Here is a 21,851-nt window from a genome sequence, read left to right as displayed (position 1 = left end):
GCCCGGCAGCATCTGTTGTACTCATGTACGGCTGCCGGGCTCTGGAATTCATTCTACTTCAATGCAGCGTACAGTTCGTTGACCTCTTTCACGTAATCATTACCACCGCTGCTCTTCCACAGTGCGACGGCATCCTGGAACCCCTTCTCATCGATCTGTCCCACGATGAATTTGATACGGGCATCGTTAATGATGTTGTCCAGCTGGGGTCCTTTCTGTGCATATACGTCTGAAATCAGCGGTTCACCCGGATTGGGAACAACGATTTCCTCGTTGGCCTTCTGAACTTCGGCTACCTTTTCACGAACCGGCGTCGGTTCAACCCGGAAGGCTCGGTCTTCCGGAAGGAACATCAATATTTGGTTCAGACCCTGTAGATCTCGCAGTGCAAGCTTGTCGGTGGTCGGAACAACATATTCTCCTTTTTTCTCATATTGCTTGCCTTCCAGGCCATTGGACAGCAAAGCCTGGAGCTCCGGCTCGTTCAATTGATCCAGGAATGCCAACACCTTTTTCAGGTCTTCTTCCGTTTTCACACCACTTTTGGAGACGGCGATCATACCGGAGTAACCTGAGGTTGGCATGTCACGCAGCCCTTTGGGTCCTTCCACCGCCTGAAGCACATCCACCCGCCCTGTGGCCGATGGGTCCTTCTCCAGAATTTTCTGCTCCATCCGCTGTGCGTTATCCGCTACATCAATCATGACACCCGCCTGTCCGTTGACAAACGGATCAGGCAGCTTGGTCGCATCCATCACGGCAAAGTCCTTGTTCACCAAACCTTCGCTGTAAATCTGACGGAAAAACTTCAGTGCCTCCATATACTCAGGTGTTTCATGTGCTGGAATCAAATTACCGCTGCCATCATCGCCCCATTTGTTGGGTGCACCAAACCAGATTTGCATGTTGTCCCACGGCCCGTTAAATTTGCTCGCTACCAAACCGTACGTATCATCCTTGCCGTTGCCGTCCGGATCATCTGTAGTGAATGCTTTCAGCACATTATAAAGATCGTCCAGATTTTTGGGTGCTTCCAGACCCAGATTTTCCAGCCAATCCTTCCGGATCGTTATCCCGTTACGTCCCAGCGGCCTTCCCCGGTAGATGCCGTAGGTTTTGCCGTCAATAGAGGCATTGTTCGTAATAATTTCGTTCATCTGGCTCAAGTTCGGGTAGTCTTTCAGATAAGGCCCCAGCTCCCAGAAAGCCCCGGTACGTGCAGCGTTAATGAAGCTCGGGGATTTGCCGAGCACGACCATCACGTCAGGCAGTTTGCCCGAGGCCAGAGTGATGTTGAATTTGTCCTCGTAGGAGCTGCTCGGCACCCACTGCAGATTCACATCCACTTTGGTTAATTCCTCAAGCTTCTGGATGACTGGACTGTTTTCTGGCGGATTCTCGGCTTCAAAGTTCGGCAGCATGATGGTAATTTGATCGGTTCCACCTGCAGCCGCTTCGCCCGTATCGTTGGTTTTGTCCGTGGAGCATGCCCCCAGAACCGTGCTCAATAACAATGTTGCAGAAAGTATAAGTGCTGTTTTTTTGATTCCCGCTTTTTGTCCCATACGTTCTCCCCCTTGGCTTCTAGCCTTTGATTGAGCCTAACATGACACCTTTGGCAAAATGCTTTTGCAAAAACGGATACACCAGCAAAATCGGAATGGTACCTACAACGATGACTGCCATTTTAATGGACTGTTCCGGCGGCTGCACAAAATTGGGGTCCATATTGGCCATATCACCAACGCTTGCCTGCGAGAGCAGAACGATCTGTCTCAGCATGACCTGCAGTGGCCATTTGTCACTGTCCGAAATGTACAGGAGTGCCGAGAAGAAGTTATTCCAATGCCCTACGGCATAAAATAACGCAAACGTAGCGATCACCGGTTTGGATAATGGCAGGACAATTCGCCAGAGTACCCCGAGATCCGAGCATCCGTCGATGCGGGCCGCTTCCTCCAGCCCGGGCGGCATTTGCTGAAAAAAGTTTTTGACAACTATTAAATTAAAAGCGCTAATTGCGCCAGGAAGCATAAGGGCCCAGTATGAATCGAGCAATCCAAGTCCACGAATGACGAGATACGTCGGGATCATTCCTCCGCCAAACAGCATGGAGAAGATCACCATGTTCATCATGACGTTGCGTCCCCAGAAGTCGCTTCTCGATAGCGGATAGGCCATCGTCAGTGTGAAGAACAGATTGACCAGCGTCCCTGCTACCGTCACAAATACGGAGACGCCGATGCTGCGAAAGATGGTGGACGAAGAAAAAATATACTCATACGCGCTGAAGGAGAACACTTTCGGGATAAGAAAGAAACTGCGTTCCGTAATCTCGGCTTCGGTCGCGAACGAATTCCCTATAATATACAGGAAAGGAAGGACAGTCAGTATGCCCAGAATGCCGAGCATGACGTAATTGAAAATATCAAATACTTTGCCGGCAGGGCTGTTGTATAAGCGGCTGTTCATGGGCTTTCCTCCTTATGAATTCATGCAGCATGCTGCTTAATAAATCCCCGGGTGGCCAAATTTTTTGGCAAGTTTATTGCTGCCGAGCACCAGAATGATACCCACGATCGATTTGAATAATCCTACCGCGGTACTGTAGCTGAATGCCCCTTGCGTAATCCCCACCGTATAAACATACGTATCAAATACATCGGCCACGTCCCGGTTGAGTGAGTTGGTCATCAGATAGATCTGTTCAAATCCCGTATCCAAAAAGTTCCCCAGTCGGAGAATGAGCAGAATAACAATGGTTGTGCGTATCGCCGGCAGCGTAATGTGCCACATGCGTCGTAATCGTCCCGCCCCATCCACAATGGAAGCTTCATATTGCTCGGTATCCACGCCTGCAAGTGCTGCCAGAAAAATAATCGTTCCCCAGCCCATTTCCTTCCACATCATCTGAATAATAATGAGCGGACGGAACGAACCCGGACTGGATAATACATCGATGGGCTTTCCCGTTATCCAGGCAATCAGGTCGTACAGTACCCCGCCTTGAGGGGTCAGGAATACGTAAGTGATACTGGCGATAATCACCATGGATACAAAATGGGGTACATACACCAGCGTCTGAATCGTTCTTTTGAAGAATGCTACCCTGATTTCATTTAATAACAGAGCGATAATGATCGGTGCCGGGAAAAAGAATATGAGATCATATATGGCAAGGACCAGCGTGTTGCGCAGTAGCCGGAAAAAGTCCGGATTGGAGAAAAAGGTCGTAAAGTTCTCCATGCCCACCCATTCACTGTTCTTAATACCGAGAAAAGGCTGATAGTCCTGAAAGGCAATGACAATCCCCCACATTGGCAAATATTTAAAGATAACAAAGTACAGAAACCCGGGAAGCACAAGCACGTACAGCCATTTGTTCCGCTTGATCTGCCTCTTCCAGTTGGATTCCCGCTTCAGCGGCATGGTGGCCATTTCCGCCTGGGCTGCCGCTGCGGTATTTCCATTCCATTTGGTCTTCCCGTTCATAATCTCTCCCCTCCCTATTCATGTAAGCGTTATCAATTAAGCTTGTAATTCAGACTATACAGAGCCTCCTTTTCCGGCAACCTTCATTTTTTGCTTACATACTGGACGAGGTCAATAAGCCCGCTATGACGCCATTTTTTCTTCGATTTGGACATTTTGTACAGCACTCCATTGCACATTTTTGCAGCCTTATCCTTCTTTGTTTTTTGTTATTCCCAACAAGAAAAAACCGGAATCCGATGGTGCGGATCCCGGTGAGACAGCAAGGTGGTAAACAGGTTCATTTGCCAAACCACTGATCCCGATACTGGCTTGGCGTTACACCCTCCTGTTTTTTGAAGATGCGATTAAAGTAGCTGTGCTGATAGCCAACCGCAGCGGCGATGTCATTAATTTTCATCGTTGTCTCACGCAGCAGCTGTTTGGCCGCCTCCATTCGGACCTTTGTCAAATAATCAATAAAGTTCATGCCCGATACTTGCTTGAAGGCTTTGCTGAGGGCATAGGGTGTCATCTGTTCTGCATCTGCACAGCTTTCCAGGGAAATTTCGTTACTATAGTGCTCATCCATATACAGCATCGTGCGTTCCACCACCTGCTTCAATGGCTCCTGCGATCGCATCTCAATTTCCTGTACATAGGGCGCCAGTACCTTACTCATCATCCACTGCTTCATCTGAGCAGGTTCCCGGATTGCAGACAATCGTTCGTACATATTGCAGCCTCCGAACAGCTTATAGGGTGTTACACCCGTCTGCAGCATCATATGCTGAACACTTCCCAGCAGCTGCAGCATCATCTGCTGCACCTGGAACTCGGTACTGCCCGTCCGGGCGATTTCGCTCATAAACTGGTCCAACACCCGATCGGCTTCCTCCTGCTTGCCGAGCCTGATCGCCTGAATCATCTCGCGTTCCAAGCCCAGCGGATAGGCTGCTTCTTCCGCTCTGCGAAAACACTGCTCATCTTCCAGATCAAGTATCTGACTTCCTTCCTCTATGCTGCGGTAAGCCACCGCCTGTTCCATCTCAACAAAGATGCCGGGCAGCTCATGCAAGGAATCGGCTGAACGACTAATGATAACCGTGACATTCATTTTAAGTGTCCGCCCAATAACCTCTACCAACTCCTGTCCCCAGAGCAACGTCTGCGGCTTGAGCTGCTCATCCTTCGGTGCAATGACAAGCATGGCTGAAGAGAGGTCATGAAAGTTCATAACGCTAATTTGGCCAAAATAGCTTTTGGCAACCTCTTCAATGATGTTTACGGCTGCAAAGGTCACCAGGCCGGTATCCTGGCTTCCAAATCGTCCCTGCAGCCGGGCATATCCCGTAAAATACATTTGCAGCAACAAAAATTGCTGGCCTTCCACTTCGAATCCAAGATTCTTCATCCGCTTCTGGAGGTCTTCCTCGTTGTAGGCATACAAGTGTCCTTGAATCAGCTGCAAAACAAAACTGTCACGCAAATGCGGAAGCTGCTCCTGCAATTGACGGTGGGCGGTAAGACTCCGGGAAGTCAGCTCATTCCACTGCTGCTCCAGCAGCTGGAATTCATCCAGCTTCGGATTGGCCTGTGTCTCTTGTTTGCCTGGTGTCAGAAGATGGAGCATTCTTGCAACAGGAGAGTAAATCCGGTGTGAAGCAAGCCACGATAACAGGAGCCCCAGCAGCAGGCTGCCTGCGCTCGCTATAACGATAATTTTGGATACCAGCTTCACTGGTGAGGTCACAGATGTCAGCGGTGCAGCCGAGACATAGGTCCAATCCGAATCAATTCGGCTCAAGGAACCGTAGGATACGGAGTAGGTCTGATCTTCATATTTGAACAAAAAGGACGTGCTGTCAGCATGAAGTGCAACCGCTTCCTTAAGCTGCTGTTCAAAAGCCGAATTCTGCTGGCCTCCTCCCGGATTACCAGTAACCAGCGTATTGCCTTCCTGATCCATAAGAAAGGTTAAGCCTTCATCATATGGAGTAAGCGTTTTCAGTAGACTGGCGACTTTCTCGTTATCCAGGGTAATAATGAGTGCACCAAACGGGTTATTATTTTCACCCGGGATTTTATGTACCAGAACCAGCGCGCTGCCTGCATCGGTATGCAGAAGGCTGCTCTTCATGGAAGCTGCTGGTTCACTACTTGCGCTGGATACCCAGTCTGTCCAGTACACTTGATTGCCCATGGATAAGTAACGGTCATAGGCTTGTATTTTCGCATCATCTTTTAATTCGTTATATTCCCGGTTAAACAGGATCGGCTTCGGTTCCTGCAAATACAGCTGTGCAGATTTAATCAGGGGGTGCGACCCTTCCAGCACATAAAGTGTCGTGACGATCTCTTGCGTTTCATTAAAATAATATACAAAGTCCAGTGTTCGCAGTGCATTGCCAAACCGCGGTTCAAAGGCCCAATGTGACAGGGTCAACTCCAGGTAGGCCAGCTGGTCGTCCACATTGCGTGCCCGATTCTCGATCTGGTTTTGATGCATGCGATTGAATTCATTTTCCATTCTGCCAACAACCAGCTGGTACAACACGATACCTGTAATCAATCCGGGAATGCTGGCAATGAGCAAAATAATCATCAGACTGTTCCGGTAAAAACGTCCTTTATGACGTCCAGGAGTAAACCCGGGCAAACGCACCAATCGACCTGGCGGCTTCTCTCTCTTAGTCGTTTCCATCATCACTCACCTGCCTGCTTGCATGTGGTCTGACTGTCATGGGAACTTCCTCAACTCCCCTGCTGAATGGTTTTCATGAGAAAATATGGATGAAATCCGTTTCCTGTATTATACGCTCAATTTCCGGTGGAATGAAACGGTACGCAGCCGATCATTTTTTAACCAATGTTTTATTAAGACGACAAAATGGATTACAATAGGATAAAGCAAAACATGAAGGAGGCTTTTTTAATGAAAGAACAGAATTATTTCCAGGAAAATAGAGAAAAACATCTGGCAGAACTGAACGAATGGTTGTCCATTCCCAGTATCTCGGCCATTTCCGCTCATAAAGAGGATATCAACCGTGCGGCACAGTGGGCGGCAGATGCACTGACCCGTGCAGGCATGGAAAATGTAGAGGTTATTCAAACGGCTGGACATCCCATTGTCTATGCAGACCACCTGCATGCCCCTGGCAAACCAACAGCACTGATCTATGGACACTATGACGTACAACCTGTCGATCCGCTTAACCTGTGGGAAACGCCTCCATTCGAACCTACCGTTCGGGATGGAAAACTGTTCGCACGTGGGGCGACAGATGACAAAGGTCAGATCTTCTTACATATCAAAGCAGTAGAAGCGCTTCTCGCAGAAAACAAAGAGCTTCCGGTTAACGTGAAGTTCTGTATCGAAGGCGAAGAGGAAATCTCCAGCCCGAACCTGCCCATCTATCTGAATGACAATACGGACAAGCTTCGTGCAGACATGGTATTGATCTCTGATACTTCCCTGCTCGAAAAAGGAAAACCGGCAATCTCCACCGGTCTGCGCGGCCTTTGCTCGCTCGAGGTGGATCTGAACACGGCCAACACCGACCTGCACTCCGGCTCCTTCGGCGGTGGTGTACCAAACGCACTGCATGCGCTTGTATCCCTGCTCGCTTCGCTGCATGATGAGCAAGGCCGCGTGAGCGTGGACGGTTTCTATGATGGTGTTCTCCCCCTCTCTCCGGAAATGAGAGAAGAGTTCGTGAAGCAAGGCTTCAATGAAGAGCAGCTTCGCCAGGATCTTGGACTGGAGCAATTGTATGGTGAGGAAGGCTACTCGTTCGTGGAACGTGTTGGCGCACGTCCAACGCTGGAGCTGAACGGTGTGTGGGGCGGCTTCCAGGGTGAAGGTACCAAAACCGTCATTCCAAAAGAGGCTCATGCCAAAATTACATGCCGCCTTGTTGCCGACCAAGACCCACAACAAGTGTTGGACCGCATTGAAGCACACCTGCGTGCACACGTACAGCCAGGTGCCTCGCTGCATGTGAAACAAATCGAGAAAGCCTTTGCGTTCAATACCGATCCGACTGATCCGATCCTGCAAAAAGCGGCTGACGCTTACGAGCAAGTGTATGGCGTTCGCGCCCTGTTTACCAAAGATGGAGGTTCCATTCCGATCGTTGAGAAGCTGTCTCGCGTTCTTGGCATCCCTGCTGTCATGATGGGCTTTGGTTTGCCGGATGAGAACCTGCATGCACCGAATGAACACTTCAACCTGGAGAACTTTGATAAAGGGTTGTTGACGATCGTTCAGTTTTTAAAAAGTTTGTAAAATTGAAGAACTCGTTACACGAAGACACTGCGCAGGGAGAACAAGCTTCCGATCGCTGTTATCCCCGGATTTCTTTGATTCCCTCATAGGGAGAAATCGCGGTGATAAACGCGAACGCTCCGCTTCTTCAGCTTTTTTCTCCCCGCTCCGTTAATCGTGTAAATAGTTATCCAACTTAAATATAGGTAGCGGAATAATAAATAAAAGCGATGGCCCTAACGGCTGTCGCTTTTATTATGGTCGATTTCGTTCCCTTCACTACTGTGCAGCATTTCCCAAACTGATTTTAAGATTGAGCTATCTTTACATGTGGATAGTGGTTAAGTGAAATCCAAAAAGAGTGTCCCATTTTGTTATGACGGGACACTCTTTTTGGCGTAATGAATCAGAGATGCGTTATTCCTGGCTGTGGAGAGATTTTGAATACGTAAACAGTGCGATAACGTGAATGGAGTTCGTTAACTTTTGCATTCTGCGTGCATCCTCGCCATAAGTTGGCTTGGATTCGTTAGGATAGGACTCGTGGAATACAAAAGAAAGACTCCCCTTTGGGAAGTCTCTCCTGTTAAATCACCTATGTTCTAAACGTCGTAAATCTCAGCATGTGCACCATCTGCGTCAGATGGGTGATTTCCTGCTGAACATTGGAGGTATCCGTACCCGCCATCGCCTGATTGGCCCGCAGCGTTCTGCGGGTATTCAGCATGCCATCGATCAATTTAATGACGGTGTTGCGTCCACGATGATCGACAATCATATACTTTTTGCGTGCATCCAGCTCTACCCATACGATATTGCTGAATGAGGTGAACAGGTGTCTGCGGTACTGCTCCATATCGGTTTCATTGTAATGCTCACCATAAAAGGCATAATATCCGTGCACGTGCAGTTTTTCCGCCAGCTCTGTGAGGAATGGATCGAAGTCGAGCATAGCGTTACGTTCCATGTTTCACGCCTCCGTTATGCGTGATCCGCAGATCCCGTCTTTTTTTGAGACTATTTTAACACATTACAAACGCAATTGCCTCTCAGGGGAGCCTTTCCCATCCGCTGGCTTAACGTCCGATCAGTCTGCCCTTCACCCATACACCCTCAATACCCAATTCCTGGTTAAGCAAAACGATATCTGCCTGTTTCCCTGGAACCAGGGAACCTGTGCGATGGTCGATTCCCAGCAGGCGTGCTGGTGTGAGACTGGCTGCGCGAGATGCATTGTTCAGACACATGCCTACTTCCTGTACCAAATAGCGGAAGCCACGAATCATCGTCAGTGTGCTTCCCGCTAGTGCGCCGCCGTCCTTTAATCTGGCTACGCCGTCCTTCACGATTACGGGCAGGTCGCCGATTTTGTATTCTCCGTCTTCCAACCCGGCAGCTGACATGGCATCTGTGATCAGAACGAGCTGATCGTCAGACTGCTTGAGCTGGGCAAGGATAGAGATTGCCGCTGGGTGTACGTGAATGCCATCAGCAATGATTTCGGCGCTGATCCTCGGATCACTCAGCACAGCTCCTGCAGCTCCGGGATTACGATGATGCAGCGGGGTCATTGCATTGAACGTATGTACCGCGTGATGCAGTCCGGCTTCAACTGCCTGCTCCACCTCTTCGTAAGTCGCATCCGTGTGACCGAGCGCGGCCGTAATTCGCTGCTGACGCAGCCATGCAATGACTTCAAGCGCTCCTTCCCGTTCCGGTGCCAGCGTAACTTGGCGAATCAGGCCGGGGTACTCTTTTTCCCACGCTTCCAGCCACGATACATTGGGCAGTACAATATGCTCCGGATTCTGCGCACCAGGCCATTTCGGACTGAAAAATGGTCCTTCCAGATGCACACCCTCAAGCTGGGCGTATGGCATGGGCTCGGAACGATAACGGTTCACTTCAGCGAGCACCTGATCCAGTCTGTCCTTCGGAGCAGTCATGGACGTTGCAAGCATGGCGGTTGTACCCTGCGTGCTGTGAAATGAAGTAATCTTGTCCAGCACTTCTTGGTTCGCATCCATGAAATCCTCTCCATAACCACCGTGGACATGGATATCAATGAACCCGGGGACAATAACGCCCCCATCTGGTACAGGCAAGGATACCGCCTCACCACGAATAGATGCCGGCAGACCTTCCGGTGATCCGGCGTATATGATTTTACCTTCGTTCCAGGCGAGGAGCCCATCCTGCGCCAGACCTTCAGGCAGCACCATTTTACCGCGAAGAAGGTAAATGGGGCTGCCGCTCTCTTTTCCCAAATGGGCTATGCCTGTATTGTTCATTTTACCAACCTCCCGGCGGCGCGATCCAGCAGTACAACTACGTTTGGATGGCATTGCAGCAAGGACGCAGGACACTGGGTTGTGATCGGCCCCATGAAGGCTTCGCGAATGATTTCTGCCTTTTCCTCACCTCGGGCGATCAGCAAAATTTGTTTGGCTTTCAGAATCGTACCTACGCCCATCGTTATGGCCTGAGCAGGCACTTCATCAATACTTGCAAAAAAACGGGCATTGGCCTTGCGGGTCTCTTCTTTCAAATCCACCACATGCGTGCGTCCGGTCAATTCATTCCCCGGTTCGTTGAAGCCAATGTGACCATTGTGTCCGATACCCAGCAGTTGAAGGTCTACAGGCCCGCGATCATCCAGCCACTGTTCATACATGGCACATTCCTCACCCAGATCGGATGCTTTCCCATTCGGTACATGGGTTTTGGCCAGGTCGATATCAATATGATGAAACAGCTGCTCATTCATGAAGCTGCGATAACTCTCCTGATGCTCCACCGGAAGCCCGACGTACTCATCCAGATTGAAGGATGAAGCCTGCGCGAAGCTCACCAGACCCTTCTGATACAAGCTTATGAGCTGTTTATATATGCCCACCGGAGAACTTCCCGTCGCAAGTCCGAGCACAGCCCGTGGTTTCGTTTGCAGCAAGCTGGCAATCAGGCCAGCACCTGTAGCATTCAGATCTTCTTCATTTTCAAAAATACGAATATTCATCTCAGGCACCTCCATGTTGTTGAACTCGGTAGGACTGTACATTGTGATACGATTGCTCCAGTTTGGGGATAAATCGGTCGAAATCGGCACTCATCATGCCTGTGAACAAAATATCTATGACATGCAGCAGTGCAATCCGGGAAGCCATATCTCCCCGTCTCATGCCTTCTTCCAGTGAAGACGTAAATAGCGGAATATCCGATACTGCGGCGAGCTTGTTGTTACCGTAAGACGTTAGCGAGATCGTTGCAGCTCCGGCCTGTTTGGCGCAATGCAGGGCATCGATGGTCTCGGGCGTTTCCCCCGAGTAGGACACGGCCATGGCTACATCCCCTTCACCCAGTGAGGAGGCTGACGTAATCTGCATATGTGAATCCGAGAAAGCGGTACAGCTTTTGCCGATTCGCACAATTTTCTGATAGAAATCCTGCGTCACAATAGACGAAGTGGCAACACCGTACAGGTCGATGCGGCGGGCATGGCATAATAACTGAACCGCATGCTCCAATCTGCCCAAATCCAGTAACCTGGTGGTATCCGCAATGGAGGCAATGTGATTGGCCTCTATGGCCTCCACTATCTTGGACAGCGGATTGCCTGCCACGATATCCTGATAAGCCGTTTTGTCGGTCGAATGAGACAGCTCTGCAGCAAGCTTCATTTTGAAATCCGGGAAGCCCTTGAAGTGAAACGACTTGCAGAAACGGGTGACCGTTGCCGGACTGGTACCACTTTGTTCTGCAAGATGATTAATCGTCCAGCCGGGGATATCTGACGGAGATTGCAAAATGACCTCTGCAATTCGTCGTTCCTGCGATGGAAGTCCATCCAGCTCTTGCTGTAACGCATGTATGATGGCTGCCATGTGCATGCTCCTCTGAAAATAATTTTTATATTTTTATATGAATTAAAGAAAATAATTTTTATAATTTCATTTTAATCAAGCTTCATCTGCAAATCAAGGGGAATTACACCCTTATTGTAATCAAAATTTTACTGCAGCACTCCTTGAAGCAGACAAGACGTAAGGCATATAGTTAAGATGAATGCAGATTATAGATCAACGAAGGAGTACCTCCAAGTGAATCAACGACAACGTCAAAAGATCATTCCTTCCACATGGATTATTGCTGTGAAGCAAAGCGAAGGTCGGGACTATTATGCCCTGTATGCGATCGACTGTAAGCGTGGCCGAAGACTCGGCTGGGAAGGCTGGGACCGTCTTGAGGATTTGTTACAGTTTCACATCCCAACCAGGCGAAAAGCGGGAAGTCAGAAATCCGTTTCTCAACCGGCCGCGAAAATTGCCAAAAAAGCACTCTACCTGCATCTGGATGAAACCCGGTATGAGGCGTTGGAGCAGCTCTTTTATCAACCTTTTTCGAAGAGAAAATGGAGATCATTTATTCGAGAAAGTAACTCTATGTAGGAGGTTCATTTCTTTTCAAAATATAAAAAAAAGCCTTTCCCTGATTCTTGTTCAAGAACAGAGAAAGACTTTGATGAACTCAAATATATAAATTTTCATTTCTATAACTTAATCAAATAAATTCCAGCTCAACTCGTCTAAATCAATCACACTTCACTCCAGACCATCATATCGCTTCAAAAATTCGCTGGCCAGGCTGCTTTCCGTCATCCATACAACCGATCGATTTTCCAGCTCTTCGGCCTCATCATCGTCTGTCATGGATATGAAGAATGTAATGTCTGCCTTGGATTGCCCGTACCGGGCAAAAACTTCATCGGATGTTTCATTCACGACCTTAGCAATAATCTGAATCATCTCATCCTTATAATTCTGAACCTCTTCTGTTGCATACAGCAACCGGCTGATATGGTTAAAATGCGTATCTTCGCCATACTGATATTCAGAGCAGCCCCATCGATAGTAGATTTCGTCCTGCTCGCTTTCACACAGGCCTTCTTCTTCCATTCTGGCAATATGCCTGGCAAGTGACTCCTCCGTATTTGCCGCCATAAACAGCGTAATCCAGTCACTGTCTGTTCCAAACGCACAAGCATATACTTTCTCATGCTGCATCTCTTGCAGCGTGTGCTCCAGATCGGGTAGAAAGCCTGCTCTGAACTGGTCTTCAAATTCCTTTAAAAAGCGGTCCATTCTCCTGTCCTCTCATTTCTTATGTAATGATGTTCTATAAATTCATTATGGTTTATCTTAACATCGGAGACAAGCCAATCCGTTCGGGTTCTCCCTTGTCACTTAGGATTTTTCCCTCGGGTAAAAAAGCAGAAAAGCCTTGCCCCATTCTTCATCATTTAAAGAATAGAGAAAGGCTTTCATGCTGCTTCAACATTCTAACTGTTATTCGCGTCAGATCTTCAGTTCTCCGAGCTTAATCAGCTCTACAACTGCTTGCGAACGACCCTTAACATTGAGTTTCTGCATCACATTCGAAATATGGTTACGCACCGTTTTCTCGCTGATGAATAACTGCCCTGCGATGTCACGCGTCGTTTTGTCCTGAACCAGCAATTCGAATACTTCGCGTTCACGGTGGGTCAACAAAAATTTGCTTTTATGATCGATACCCTTCAATGTTCACCCCTCCTTGCTCGGGTTGTGTTGGTGTAACAAGGTTAAGGGGATACAGTCAACTCATCTTATGTCAGGTCAAGGGCGATGGTTCAGTTTTATGAAAAAAATGGGCAGTCATTTGTTGATGATTCGTAATGGAAGAGAAACACCGTTACGTAAGTTGAGCTTATGTAGTTGAGCATTTCTTTAGGTTTGGCAACAAACCAAACATGCCTTTGCCACGGATGTTACCATCTGCGCAAAGGCATATTGGTTTAGCTGTCTTTTACCGATGATTATTAGGATTCATTATGCCATCATTGTTATTATTGTTGCGGTTCATCAGGCCATCACCGAGAATACCATCACGGCGCTGATCCATGGCATTGGTCGGGAAGATCCGTTCAACCATCGACTGGAACGTATCAATCATGCCGCTAACCGGCTTTCCGTTACGAATATCGTCGGCATACGTCTGCACATGATCAACGAAATCCGGATTGGCCGATACATAGACATTCTCCACGTTTGGAGCAAATTGCTTGATTTTTGCAGCAACTTTGCCTTTGATCTCTTCGGACGTGTTGTCATCCGAGCTATCCTGGCGCTGCCCCGCGTTTTGCCCCTCACTCTGCATACCATAGTGACCATCACTCATGGAGCGCTCTCTGCCCGTGTTCGTCAACCCACGCATCATGCCGAATGATCCGGTACCCATGGTGCCGTAAATGCTGCGGTCGTTACCCATATGGCTGCGATCCGTTGCCGAACCGGTGTTAAGCCCTGGGGCAATGCCACTTGTGGTATATGGAGACATGGTTCCATCTCCAGCATGTACACGCATACCGCCCAGATCTTGGTTCATGCTCTCGGTGCGCATGGTTCCGCTCGCACGATTACGCATGGTACCGTTCATGGTGGTGTTACGACCAGCGTTATCGTTGTGATTCGCTTGGCTATCCATCTTACCGTTGTGGCCGTCTGTCAAACGAACAGCAACATAAGCGTTGCGGTCGGTTAACAGCACATTGGCCGACTTGATCTCTTTCATTTCGGTAATGCGTTTTGCCAGTTCGTCACTGGATTTCAGGTCAGTAACATTGTGCATGCGATAACTCTTGGCACGAATGCCATCCATTCCATTGGTCTCCACACCATAACGGTTCAGTCCTCGAACTTCCTGACCCGCATTATTGGTTTGCATATTGTTGTTATCCCGGCCATCACCACACCCTGTCAGTCCGGCCATTACAAAAATTGCAGTAGACAATGATAAGCTGATTGCTTTCGCCTTTTTGGCTGCTGGCATGTCTCATCCTCCAATGTGTATGGTTTAGGTCACAACGATAGGATGCGCTTCTGGTGTACCCGATATGCTGAAAGGATATGGAACCTGTCCCTAGTCAAAACAAACAAAAAAGCGGCGCTAACACATTATGTGCAGCACCGCTTCTTTCCGGATTAACATAGGGGTTTGGTTTACCTAACTCGTATATCCACATTTCCAATACTACTCAGTGGATGAGGTTGAATCTTCTTCATTTGTGGCTTCCGTTGATGTATCAGACGCCTTCAATGTATCTGGAAAATTCTCCGCATCCTGCAAAGCATCTGCCTGAAGGGAATATGCCCACTGACCATCGGGTGTAATCACATAGATGATATCGGGTTCCGATGCAAGGGTAAGTCCCCGGTACACGTCTGTTATGTTCTCTCCATTTACATTCTGCTCCACAGACAAGGTGAAGCGCGGCACAGCATCCTTAAGCTCGGAAGCTTTGCGGACATCTTCCGCAGTGGAGAGATTTTTAATTTTGCCAATAAGGGAACCGGCATCTGTGGATTCAACCGCTTCACCATTCATCGTCCATGTCCGCTCAGCCGCACCGTCCTCCGAAGCCGACTTCAACATCCAGGTTGCTGCTTCACCTTCCCAGTCCAGAGAAACCACATTTGTTTCATCGAGATTAAACGGTGTCGTATCGAGCAGATCACGCCTTGTCAGCTCCATATTGCCAATCGTCTCCGACTGCACAGCAACGACGGGACCCGAATTCACCTGTACATAACGGGCGTCATCTGCAGGCAGCTGTCCGCCGATCGTCAATGTGATGTCACGGCTGTCCTTGGTTTTGATATCCAGACGGGCAGCACTCGCACCCAATCCATACTTCTCCAGATCGGTCGGCGTCTCTTCCACAATCAATTCCTGTTCTGCTCCGCTTAGTGCTTCCAGCCAGCTGCTGATTGTATAACCGTTGAGCGGGTACGCCTTGGGTTCCACCATGCTCCATACGCCATCTTTCAGCTCCAATTGTGCAGATGAAGAGGAGGAAGCTGGAGCATCCGTCTTGTCTTCACTTGGGTCATGAATGGTAATGGACTGGATATCCTCTGACTGAATGCCCAGCAACTTGGCCTTCACCGCTTCTTCTTCGCGAAAATAATTCTGATTGGCCGCATAAATCCAGCCCACAATCAGTACCAATACGACCAGAATCGTCGGAATCCATTTCTTCATACGCGTCTGCGCCTCCACCATAAGAATACACCTATGATAACAAAGATAAGCGGGAAACCCACAATGGCAACGAAGAAAATCGTTCTGGCCTGCTCACCATTCAGGTAAGCCACTTCATAACCAGCCTGCACACGCGGACGAATGGTTAATCCGTCTTCTTTTTCACTTAAATAATTGACGATATTCAAAATGAAATCACGGTTTCCGCCATTTCCGATCTCCGAATCCTGCATGAAAATGGATGACCCCAGGATCACGGCTTTCGGTTTGCCTTCGGTCGTATCTGCTGCATATCCTAGCTCCACAGGTCCCTGTATATCCTGATCCGGATCATTCGCTGTTTCGTTCTGCAGCAAACCTTCAATATTCGTCTCGCCATAACTGTCATCCGAAGATTGAATCAGAGGTGACAGTGTATATTTCTCCTGTTCCTTGCTCGTCAGGGCAATCGACAGGGATAACATCGGGTACAACTGGCTTGCGGACAGTTTATCTGTAATTGCATGCGTACCGTACTCCGGTACAACCCATAACGGCCCCATCGTACTTGCCTGCTGGTTGTCCACCATTACGGCATGTTCATCGACAACACCATAATCCGCCATGAGTGTGTCAATGTTTTTCCAGCTGGATTTCATATCCTCTACAAAACCGAGGGACAACATCAACTTCCCACCATTGCTCAGATAGGTTCGAATAGCTTTTAATTCAGCATCACTGAGATCACGCTGCGGGCCAATGATCGCGAGTAGATCCGCATCTTCGGGAACCACTCCCGCCTGATTGAGCTGCAGTTCTTCTGTTGTAATATTGTTTTGCTCCAGGGAGGAACGAAGTGTGGTCAACTGATCCAGACCAAGTTCCTCATGTCCTGTCAGGAATACCATTTTCTTCGTTTTGGTGGAAGACAGATTCATCAGAGCCTGTGTTAGTTTTTCCTCCCCCGTAAACTGGTATGACCCATCACTGCCATCCCCGACCGCTGTAAACAGGCTTGCGATATCAATGACTTTATACTGATCTCCCTGCTCCAGTACGATGGAACTGCCTGTGATGCCGTACTTCGAAGCAAGCGTTGGTTCTTGTGTCAGATTATATTGTTCCATCTTCAGCTTGCTGTTTCGTTTGGTATACTCCTGAACCATGTCTGTCACTTCACGATTTAAGACAGTATTATTGGCGTTCTCCACCGTTAATACCTTAATACTCACGTCATCCTTTACATCTTTGATCGCCGTCAGAGACTGATCTGATAACGTGTATTGTTTGTTTGCCGTCAGATCCAGCTGAAATCCGCTAAGTGAATTCAGAAACAGCGTAAGCAAAATAAAAATACCGATGACCGCTACAGACAATACCGTACTATTGGTATGACTTAACCATTTTTTCATCTTCTCACCTCCACCGCTTCCGTTCCACGATTTGAATGCTCAGCAGCAGGAATACGCCCGATAGCGTCACATAATACAAGATATCCGGACCACTGAGTACACCTTTCGTGAAGCTGTCAAAACGGTTCGTCAGTGCAAATGGATCAAGCCATTGCTGCAACGCAGACCCGGTATTGCCTGCGAATGAATCAAGCATCCACAATACGAGCAAAATAATAAAACCGGCCACCGCAGACACCATCTGATGCTGGGATAAGGTTGAAGCAAACAATCCAATCGCCATCATGCTGCCACCCAAGAAGAAGAGCCCCAGCGCTGACAGCCAAACTGAAGTCAGATCCAACGTTCCAAAGAACGACATAAAGAACGGATAGACCAGACTGCACAGAATAAGCACGATCAGAATGACCAGAGAGGCCAGATACTTACCAAATATCACTTCCGTCACCCGAGCCGGAGAGGTCAGCAGCAGCTCATCTGTTCCCTGCCTGAATTCCTCAGCAACCAGTCTCATGGTTAATAAAGGCACCACAAACAGCAGCATGGATAACGTATCACCCAGGACAAGGCGATAATCCACAATACTTGGCTGGTAATAAACGAAACTGGAGTAAAACAATAAACTTGTCATCAGCACATAGACCGCGAAGGCGAAATAGGATGTGGGTGACAAAAAATAGGCCTGAAGTTCCTTATTGCAAATAGCCATCATTCGTCTCATTTGGATTCCTCCTCTGTAGGAGAATCCGCAGATTCTTCCATCACCAGGTCATTCGTACCGGATGACTCAGCGTCTGATTCCGTTGTAGTCAGCTTCAGGAATATCTGCTCCAGGCTGAGATTTTCCTTCTTCATTTCCAGGATGGGCAGTCCCGCTCCAGATAATAGATAGAACAGCTCTTCCCGGAAATCGTCGGGTGACTCTCCGGTAAGCAGCATTTTGACCGTTTCCTGCTGCTCTGTGCCGCCGTTTCCGTCGGAAGGTTGAATGACTTCACTCCTCACCTTCTCCCAAGGTGTCAGCAAGTTTTGTAGTTGCTGCTCCGTTGCCTTAACTTCAATGGATACCTTAAACTGATCCCCCATCGAAGAACCGAAGTGTTGTGGTGAGCCGTCGAGTACAAGCTGTCCCTGATTAATAATCAGCATCCGGTTACATAACGTGCTTACTTCAGGCAAAATATGCGTACTGAGCAGCACGGTATGATTTTCGCCGAGTTCCCGAATCAGATCACGAATCTCAATAATCTGATTCGGGTCCAGGCCCGATGTAGGTTCATCAAGTACGAGCAGATCAGGTTTGTGGATAATGGCTCCTGCCAGTCCCAGGCGCTGTTTATAACCTTTGGATAATCCGCGCACCAGTTGTTTTTCCCGTTCCTGAAGACCCAGCCTGCTGACCATCTCACTGACCCGCAGTTTAATCTCGCGTGCTGGAACATCTCTCAGTTTCGCGACAAATTTCAGATAGGACTGGACCGTCATGTCCGGATATAGCGGCGGAGTTTCCGGAAGATAACCAATCTTGGAACGAACAGCCCTGCCCTGATCATGCACAGATTGGCCATCCACCACAATCGAACCGGCAGTGGGCTGCAGGTAACCGGTAATCATGCGCATCGTTGTGGTTTTGCCGGCACCATTGGGTCCCAGAAAACCAACAATCTCACCGCGCTCCATTGTGAAATCCAGTTGATGCACGCCGCGCCGTCCATCATACTCTTTGCTGACCTGTTTCACTTCGAGCACATTATTCATCCTTTCCCGTTAAAATACCCGTGTTCCATCAAGCATCCAGATGGTCTACACGGGAAGTTCCTTGTATCTTACGGGTTCTATCCTAAACCCAGCTTAATGACACTTAAAAGAAAGATTAAAAAAATGTGTCTAAAGTGTGAACAACTTAGGTTTCACCCACACCCTGTGCATTGGGGCAACGTACCATAGAGTACAGGAGGTTGAGTTCCTGCACAAAAGTCAGAGGGTGAACCGTGTGAAAGTATTATTCACGTTTTTTGTACCAAGCGGTGGCGTGGATACCTTGAACCGATTGCGGACAGCCGTTCTGCAACGTCATGGCATTGAAGCGCATGTATTGTATCTCTACACAGGCTCGGGATTGCAGAACACCAGCGGCACTCCGGTCTTCACCGCGTCCAATGATGAAGAAATCCGTTTTTTGATACACAGTCAGCGTTATGACGCCATTATTGTGACTTCGGATATTTCCATGCCTGGAAGACTGAGAGGGCTCGGATATACGGGACGAATTATATTTGAAGCCCAGGGTCTCGGAACGCGAGATCAGGCACTGGAAACGGTTCAGATGGCGATTCCTTACCTCCAGGCACATTGTAATGCTGCTGTTCTGCCTCCTACCGATCATTTGCTGGATATGTTTATTCATATTTGTCCTTGGCTGCACCGGTTTGTTATCCCCAATATGCTCGACACCGATACGTTTGCTCCCGTTCCCGTAGACTCTCCACCCTACCCCGTTCTGGCTTGGGTCGGGCGGCTGGAACACAACAAAAATTGGCGCGAATACTTGAGCATATCCAGTAAAATCATCAAAAAAATCCCGGAAGCCAGACTATGGCTGTTTCATGATCCCAGCTTGGCCAATCCTGAAGACGAAGCGATGTTTCGTCATATGCTGGCTGAATATGGTTTAGAGGATCGCATCGGCATATTTGTTAATGTTCCTCACTCCCAGATGCCCACATTTTACTCCATGATTGCGGCTTCTGGAGGAATTATGCTCTCAACTTCCCTTCTTGAAGGCTTTGGTTATGCCGTTGCAGAAGCGATCAGCTGCGGCTGCCCGGTACTCAGCACCGATTCGGACGGGGTACGTTCCTTTATCACCCATAACAAAACGGGAAAATTCTATCCTCTGGGCAACGTAAATGCCGCAGTAGATGAAGCGGTCGAACTCATGCATAATCACAAGTTACGTGAATATATCCGTGCACAGGGCAGAGAACACATGGCCGCCTCATTCTCACCGGATCGGTACGCTACCTCCTTCCGGGAAATGATGACAGCCTTGAGCATCTTCTCATGAACCGCAAAAAGGCAGTTCAGAACAGGTTCTGAACTGCCTCCAACACAGAGACTGGAATTAAGTTTATGAAATCAGATGCTCCATTAGTGCCCCATCATCATGGCCGGATCCGGATCATCCCCAGTCTGAAGCGTTTCTTGCTGCATGCGTTTTGGTTTGCGCAGAATAAGACTGAGCAAACAACCAAACAATGCAATGCACGCAGCCAGGAAGAACGTGTCGTTGAATCCAGACACGAGACCCTTAATGACCGATGCACCATCCGTAGCCGTTGTATTGGTCGCAATTCGTGAGGTCAGGAATCCGGTCAAGCCAGCGACTGCAAAAGACACAACCACTTGTTGCGCAGCAGCGGTAAGTGGTGTGACCCGACCAACCAATTTGCGCGGAGCAGCGTTTAGCACATGCGTATTTAGCGGCATCATGGACAGACCCATACCGAGTCCCATCATCACGAGACTAAGAATAATCAGACCCAGGCCCGTCTCAGAAGTAATGGAAGACAAAATGAACAGTGCCCCCGAGATGATACCCAGACCCACGAAAGCGAGTGGTCTCGCCCCGATTTTATCAAACAAACGGCCACCAAGCGGCATGCCTACACCAGATGCCAAAGCTTGTGGCAGTAGGATTAATCCTGTTTCCAAAGCGGTGTAGCCTTTGATCTGTTGCAGATAAAGAGGAATCAAAATCATGGCCCCAAACAAAGCAATTTGTGACACCCATGCCAAAATAATGCCTCGTGTGAAATCGGATGATTTGAATACCCTGAGTTCCAGTAGTGGATTTTGGTGACGCATCTCAACAATGATGAATAGAATCAACGCCACTCCTCCAACGATAACACCTGTCAGTGTTGAAGTGGAGGTCCAACTTGTGCCTCCCTCACTCACACCATAGGCGAGCATAGAGAATGCAATCGGGGCAAGAATCATGCCAAGCAGGTCCAGCGCAGGAGTTCTTCCACGGTCCGTATCAGGCAGAAATTTGATACATAGAATAAAAGCAGCAATTCCAATTGGCAGGTTGATCAGAAAGATCCAATGCCAGCTGAGGGATTGAATAAACCAGCCGGACAATACCGGTCCCAGTGCAGGAGCCAGCAGCATTGGAATTCCGAGCATGCCCATGATCGAGCCTCTTCTTTCGGGCGGAGCCAGACGAAAAACCATAGCCATCCCAATGGGAGCCACCATTCCTCCGCCAAGACCCTGAATAATCCGATACACAATCAATTGTTCGGGGGACTGTGCAATCGAGCATAGTACCGATCCCAGTGTAAACATGGCTATTGTGAACAAAAAGACTCTTTTGGCACCGAAACGGTCCGTGAGCCATCCAGCTAATGGGATAACTGCCGACAGCGCCAAGGTATAGCCCGTTACAGTCCACTGAATTGTCTTCAGATCCGTCTCAAAATACTGCACGAGATTCGGAATGGCGACGTTCACGACAGTACTGTCCAGAATGACCATGATCATACCTACAATAATGGCCAAGAGCGGAAGGATAATCGCTTTGATCGAAAACTCCTCCGGATTCTGGTTGACTGCTGTTTGTTGTTTCATTTGTCCAC

The 21,851-nt window shown here is 48.6% G+C and carries 19 protein-coding genes; 3 read left to right on the top strand and 16 right to left on the bottom strand.

The genetic code is table 11. The features are described 5' to 3' along the window. Positions 1-53 precede the first annotated feature (53 nt). The 4 genes from ABGV42_RS21575 to ABGV42_RS21560 all read right to left on the bottom strand — a co-directional run bounded on the left by ABGV42_RS21575 (position 54) and on the right by ABGV42_RS21560 (position 6,178). Positions 54-1,565, bottom strand: coding sequence for an extracellular solute-binding protein (locus ABGV42_RS21575; RefSeq protein ID WP_347383622.1), 1,512 nt, complete (start codon positions 1,563-1,565; stop codon positions 54-56). A 19-nt stretch (positions 1,566-1,584) separates the two neighbouring features. After that, positions 1,585-2,472: a carbohydrate ABC transporter permease gene (locus ABGV42_RS21570; protein ID WP_095293262.1), complete on the bottom strand. Its 888-nt coding sequence runs from the start codon at positions 2,470-2,472 to the stop codon at positions 1,585-1,587. 36 nt (positions 2,473-2,508) lie between these two features. Next, entirely contained in the window at positions 2,509-3,438 is a 930-nt protein-coding gene (locus ABGV42_RS21565; protein ID WP_347384454.1) for an ABC transporter permease, read from the bottom strand. A 334-nt stretch (positions 3,439-3,772) separates the two neighbouring features. Next, on the bottom strand, positions 3,773-6,178 hold the full coding sequence (locus tag ABGV42_RS21560; RefSeq protein WP_347383621.1) for an AraC family transcriptional regulator: 2,406 nt from the start codon (positions 6,176-6,178) through the stop codon (positions 3,773-3,775). 228 nt (positions 6,179-6,406) lie between these two features. On the opposite strand from ABGV42_RS21560, the gene ABGV42_RS21555 reads away from it, so the two are divergent. Further along, a complete protein-coding gene (locus tag ABGV42_RS21555; protein ID WP_347383620.1) occupies positions 6,407-7,762 on the top strand; it encodes a dipeptidase in 1,356 nt (451 codons plus the stop codon). A gap of 574 nt (positions 7,763-8,336) precedes the next feature. On the opposite strand, the gene ABGV42_RS21550 is transcribed toward ABGV42_RS21555, so the two are convergent. The 4 genes from ABGV42_RS21550 to ABGV42_RS21535 all read right to left on the bottom strand — a co-directional run bounded on the left by ABGV42_RS21550 (position 8,337) and on the right by ABGV42_RS21535 (position 11,622). Continuing rightward, positions 8,337-8,708, bottom strand: a complete 372-nt coding sequence (locus tag ABGV42_RS21550) for a hypothetical protein (RefSeq protein WP_347383619.1) — start codon at positions 8,706-8,708, stop codon at positions 8,337-8,339. A gap of 109 nt (positions 8,709-8,817) precedes the next feature. Beyond that, complete coding sequence (nagA, locus tag ABGV42_RS21545) at positions 8,818-10,032, bottom strand: N-acetylglucosamine-6-phosphate deacetylase (RefSeq protein WP_347383618.1); 1,215 nt, start codon at positions 10,030-10,032, stop codon at positions 8,818-8,820. After that, the gene (gene nagB, locus ABGV42_RS21540) at positions 10,029-10,757 is read right to left on the bottom strand and encodes a glucosamine-6-phosphate deaminase (protein WP_347383617.1); all 729 of its coding nucleotides are present in this window, start codon (positions 10,755-10,757) and stop codon (positions 10,029-10,031) included. Before nagB ends, nagA begins: the two co-directional genes overlap by 4 nt. Before the next feature lies 1 nt (position 10,758). Further along, on the bottom strand, positions 10,759-11,622 hold the full coding sequence (locus ABGV42_RS21535; protein WP_347383616.1) for a MurR/RpiR family transcriptional regulator: 864 nt from the start codon (positions 11,620-11,622) through the stop codon (positions 10,759-10,761). A 216-nt stretch (positions 11,623-11,838) separates the two neighbouring features. On the opposite strand from ABGV42_RS21535, the gene ABGV42_RS21530 reads away from it, so the two are divergent. Then, complete coding sequence (locus ABGV42_RS21530) at positions 11,839-12,186, top strand: hypothetical protein (RefSeq protein WP_347383615.1); 348 nt, start codon at positions 11,839-11,841, stop codon at positions 12,184-12,186. Positions 12,187-12,339: 153 nt separating this feature from the next. Here ABGV42_RS21530 and ABGV42_RS21525 read toward each other — a convergent pair whose 3' ends face one another. The 7 genes from ABGV42_RS21525 to ABGV42_RS21495 all read right to left on the bottom strand — a co-directional run bounded on the left by ABGV42_RS21525 (position 12,340) and on the right by ABGV42_RS21495 (position 18,957). Further along, complete coding sequence (locus ABGV42_RS21525; protein ID WP_347383614.1) at positions 12,340-12,879, bottom strand: DUF4303 domain-containing protein; 540 nt, start codon at positions 12,877-12,879, stop codon at positions 12,340-12,342. 213 nt (positions 12,880-13,092) lie between these two features. Next, on the bottom strand, positions 13,093-13,317 hold the full coding sequence (locus ABGV42_RS21520) for a helix-turn-helix domain-containing protein (RefSeq protein WP_017692532.1): 225 nt from the start codon (positions 13,315-13,317) through the stop codon (positions 13,093-13,095). Positions 13,318-13,582: 265 nt separating this feature from the next. Then, the gene (locus ABGV42_RS21515; RefSeq protein ID WP_347383613.1) at positions 13,583-14,605 is read right to left on the bottom strand and encodes a YhcN/YlaJ family sporulation lipoprotein; all 1,023 of its coding nucleotides are present in this window, start codon (positions 14,603-14,605) and stop codon (positions 13,583-13,585) included. A gap of 201 nt (positions 14,606-14,806) precedes the next feature. Then, on the bottom strand, positions 14,807-15,817 hold the full coding sequence (locus ABGV42_RS21510; protein WP_347383612.1) for a DUF4340 domain-containing protein: 1,011 nt from the start codon (positions 15,815-15,817) through the stop codon (positions 14,807-14,809). Next, positions 15,814-17,208 carry a GldG family protein gene (locus ABGV42_RS21505; protein ID WP_347383611.1) on the bottom strand — a complete coding sequence of 465 codons (1,395 nt, stop codon included), beginning with the start codon at positions 17,206-17,208 and terminating at the stop codon, positions 15,814-15,816. Before ABGV42_RS21505 ends, ABGV42_RS21510 begins: the two co-directional genes overlap by 4 nt. 4 nt (positions 17,209-17,212) lie before the next feature. Then, positions 17,213-17,929 (bottom strand): ABC transporter permease subunit, encoded by a 717-nt coding sequence (locus tag ABGV42_RS21500; protein WP_347383610.1) that lies wholly within the window; start codon positions 17,927-17,929, stop codon positions 17,213-17,215. Continuing rightward, positions 17,926-18,957, bottom strand: coding sequence for an ABC transporter ATP-binding protein (locus tag ABGV42_RS21495; RefSeq protein WP_347383609.1), 1,032 nt, complete (start codon positions 18,955-18,957; stop codon positions 17,926-17,928). Before ABGV42_RS21495 ends, ABGV42_RS21500 begins: the two co-directional genes overlap by 4 nt. Before the next feature lie 244 nt (positions 18,958-19,201). Between ABGV42_RS21495 and ABGV42_RS21490 the strand changes: the two genes are divergently transcribed. Next, entirely contained in the window at positions 19,202-20,275 is a 1,074-nt protein-coding gene (locus ABGV42_RS21490; RefSeq protein WP_347383608.1) for a glycosyltransferase family 4 protein, read from the top strand. 83 nt (positions 20,276-20,358) lie between these two features. On the opposite strand, the gene ABGV42_RS21485 is transcribed toward ABGV42_RS21490, so the two are convergent. After that, a complete protein-coding gene (locus ABGV42_RS21485) occupies positions 20,359-21,843 on the bottom strand; it encodes a DHA2 family efflux MFS transporter permease subunit (protein WP_347383607.1) in 1,485 nt (494 codons plus the stop codon). Between the last annotated feature and the right edge of the window lie 8 nt (positions 21,844-21,851).

This window comes from Paenibacillus pabuli (assembly GCF_039831995.1).
In the GTDB taxonomy this organism is placed as follows: Bacteria; Bacillota; Bacilli; order Paenibacillales; family Paenibacillaceae; genus Paenibacillus; species Paenibacillus pabuli_C.
Note: the sequence above shows the minus strand (reverse complement) of the source record. Positions and strands in the feature narration are given on the sequence as shown.

Bases quoted from the DNA above. Each gene is read 5' to 3' on its own strand.
- ABGV42_RS21575 (WP_347383622.1), bottom strand. From the start codon at position 1,565: ATGGGACAAAAAGCGGGAATCAAAAAAACAGCACTTATACTTTCTGCA.
- ABGV42_RS21570 (WP_095293262.1), bottom strand. From the start codon at position 2,472: ATGAACAGCCGCTTATACAACAGCCCTGCCGGCAAAGTATTTGATATT.
- ABGV42_RS21565 (WP_347384454.1), bottom strand. From the start codon at position 3,438: ATGGCCACCATGCCGCTGAAGCGGGAATCCAACTGGAAGAGGCAGATC.
- ABGV42_RS21560 (WP_347383621.1), bottom strand. From the start codon at position 6,178: ATGATGGAAACGACTAAGAGAGAGAAGCCGCCAGGTCGATTGGTGCGT.
- ABGV42_RS21555 (WP_347383620.1), top strand. From the start codon at position 6,407: ATGAAAGAACAGAATTATTTCCAGGAAAATAGAGAAAAACATCTGGCA.
- ABGV42_RS21550 (WP_347383619.1), bottom strand. From the start codon at position 8,708: ATGGAACGTAACGCTATGCTCGACTTCGATCCATTCCTCACAGAGCTG.
- nagA (WP_347383618.1), bottom strand. From the start codon at position 10,032: ATGAACAATACAGGCATAGCCCATTTGGGAAAAGAGAGCGGCAGCCCC.
- nagB (WP_347383617.1), bottom strand. From the start codon at position 10,757: ATGAATATTCGTATTTTTGAAAATGAAGAAGATCTGAATGCTACAGGT.
- ABGV42_RS21535 (WP_347383616.1), bottom strand. From the start codon at position 11,622: ATGGCAGCCATCATACATGCGTTACAGCAAGAGCTGGATGGACTTCCA.
- ABGV42_RS21525 (WP_347383614.1), bottom strand. From the start codon at position 12,879: ATGGACCGCTTTTTAAAGGAATTTGAAGACCAGTTCAGAGCAGGCTTT.
- ABGV42_RS21515 (WP_347383613.1), bottom strand. From the start codon at position 14,605: ATGCCAGCAGCCAAAAAGGCGAAAGCAATCAGCTTATCATTGTCTACT.
- ABGV42_RS21510 (WP_347383612.1), bottom strand. From the start codon at position 15,817: ATGAAGAAATGGATTCCGACGATTCTGGTCGTATTGGTACTGATTGTG.
- ABGV42_RS21505 (WP_347383611.1), bottom strand. From the start codon at position 17,208: ATGAAAAAATGGTTAAGTCATACCAATAGTACGGTATTGTCTGTAGCG.
- ABGV42_RS21500 (WP_347383610.1), bottom strand. From the start codon at position 17,929: ATGAGACGAATGATGGCTATTTGCAATAAGGAACTTCAGGCCTATTTT.
- ABGV42_RS21485 (WP_347383607.1), bottom strand. From the start codon at position 21,843: ATGAAACAACAAACAGCAGTCAACCAGAATCCGGAGGAGTTTTCGATC.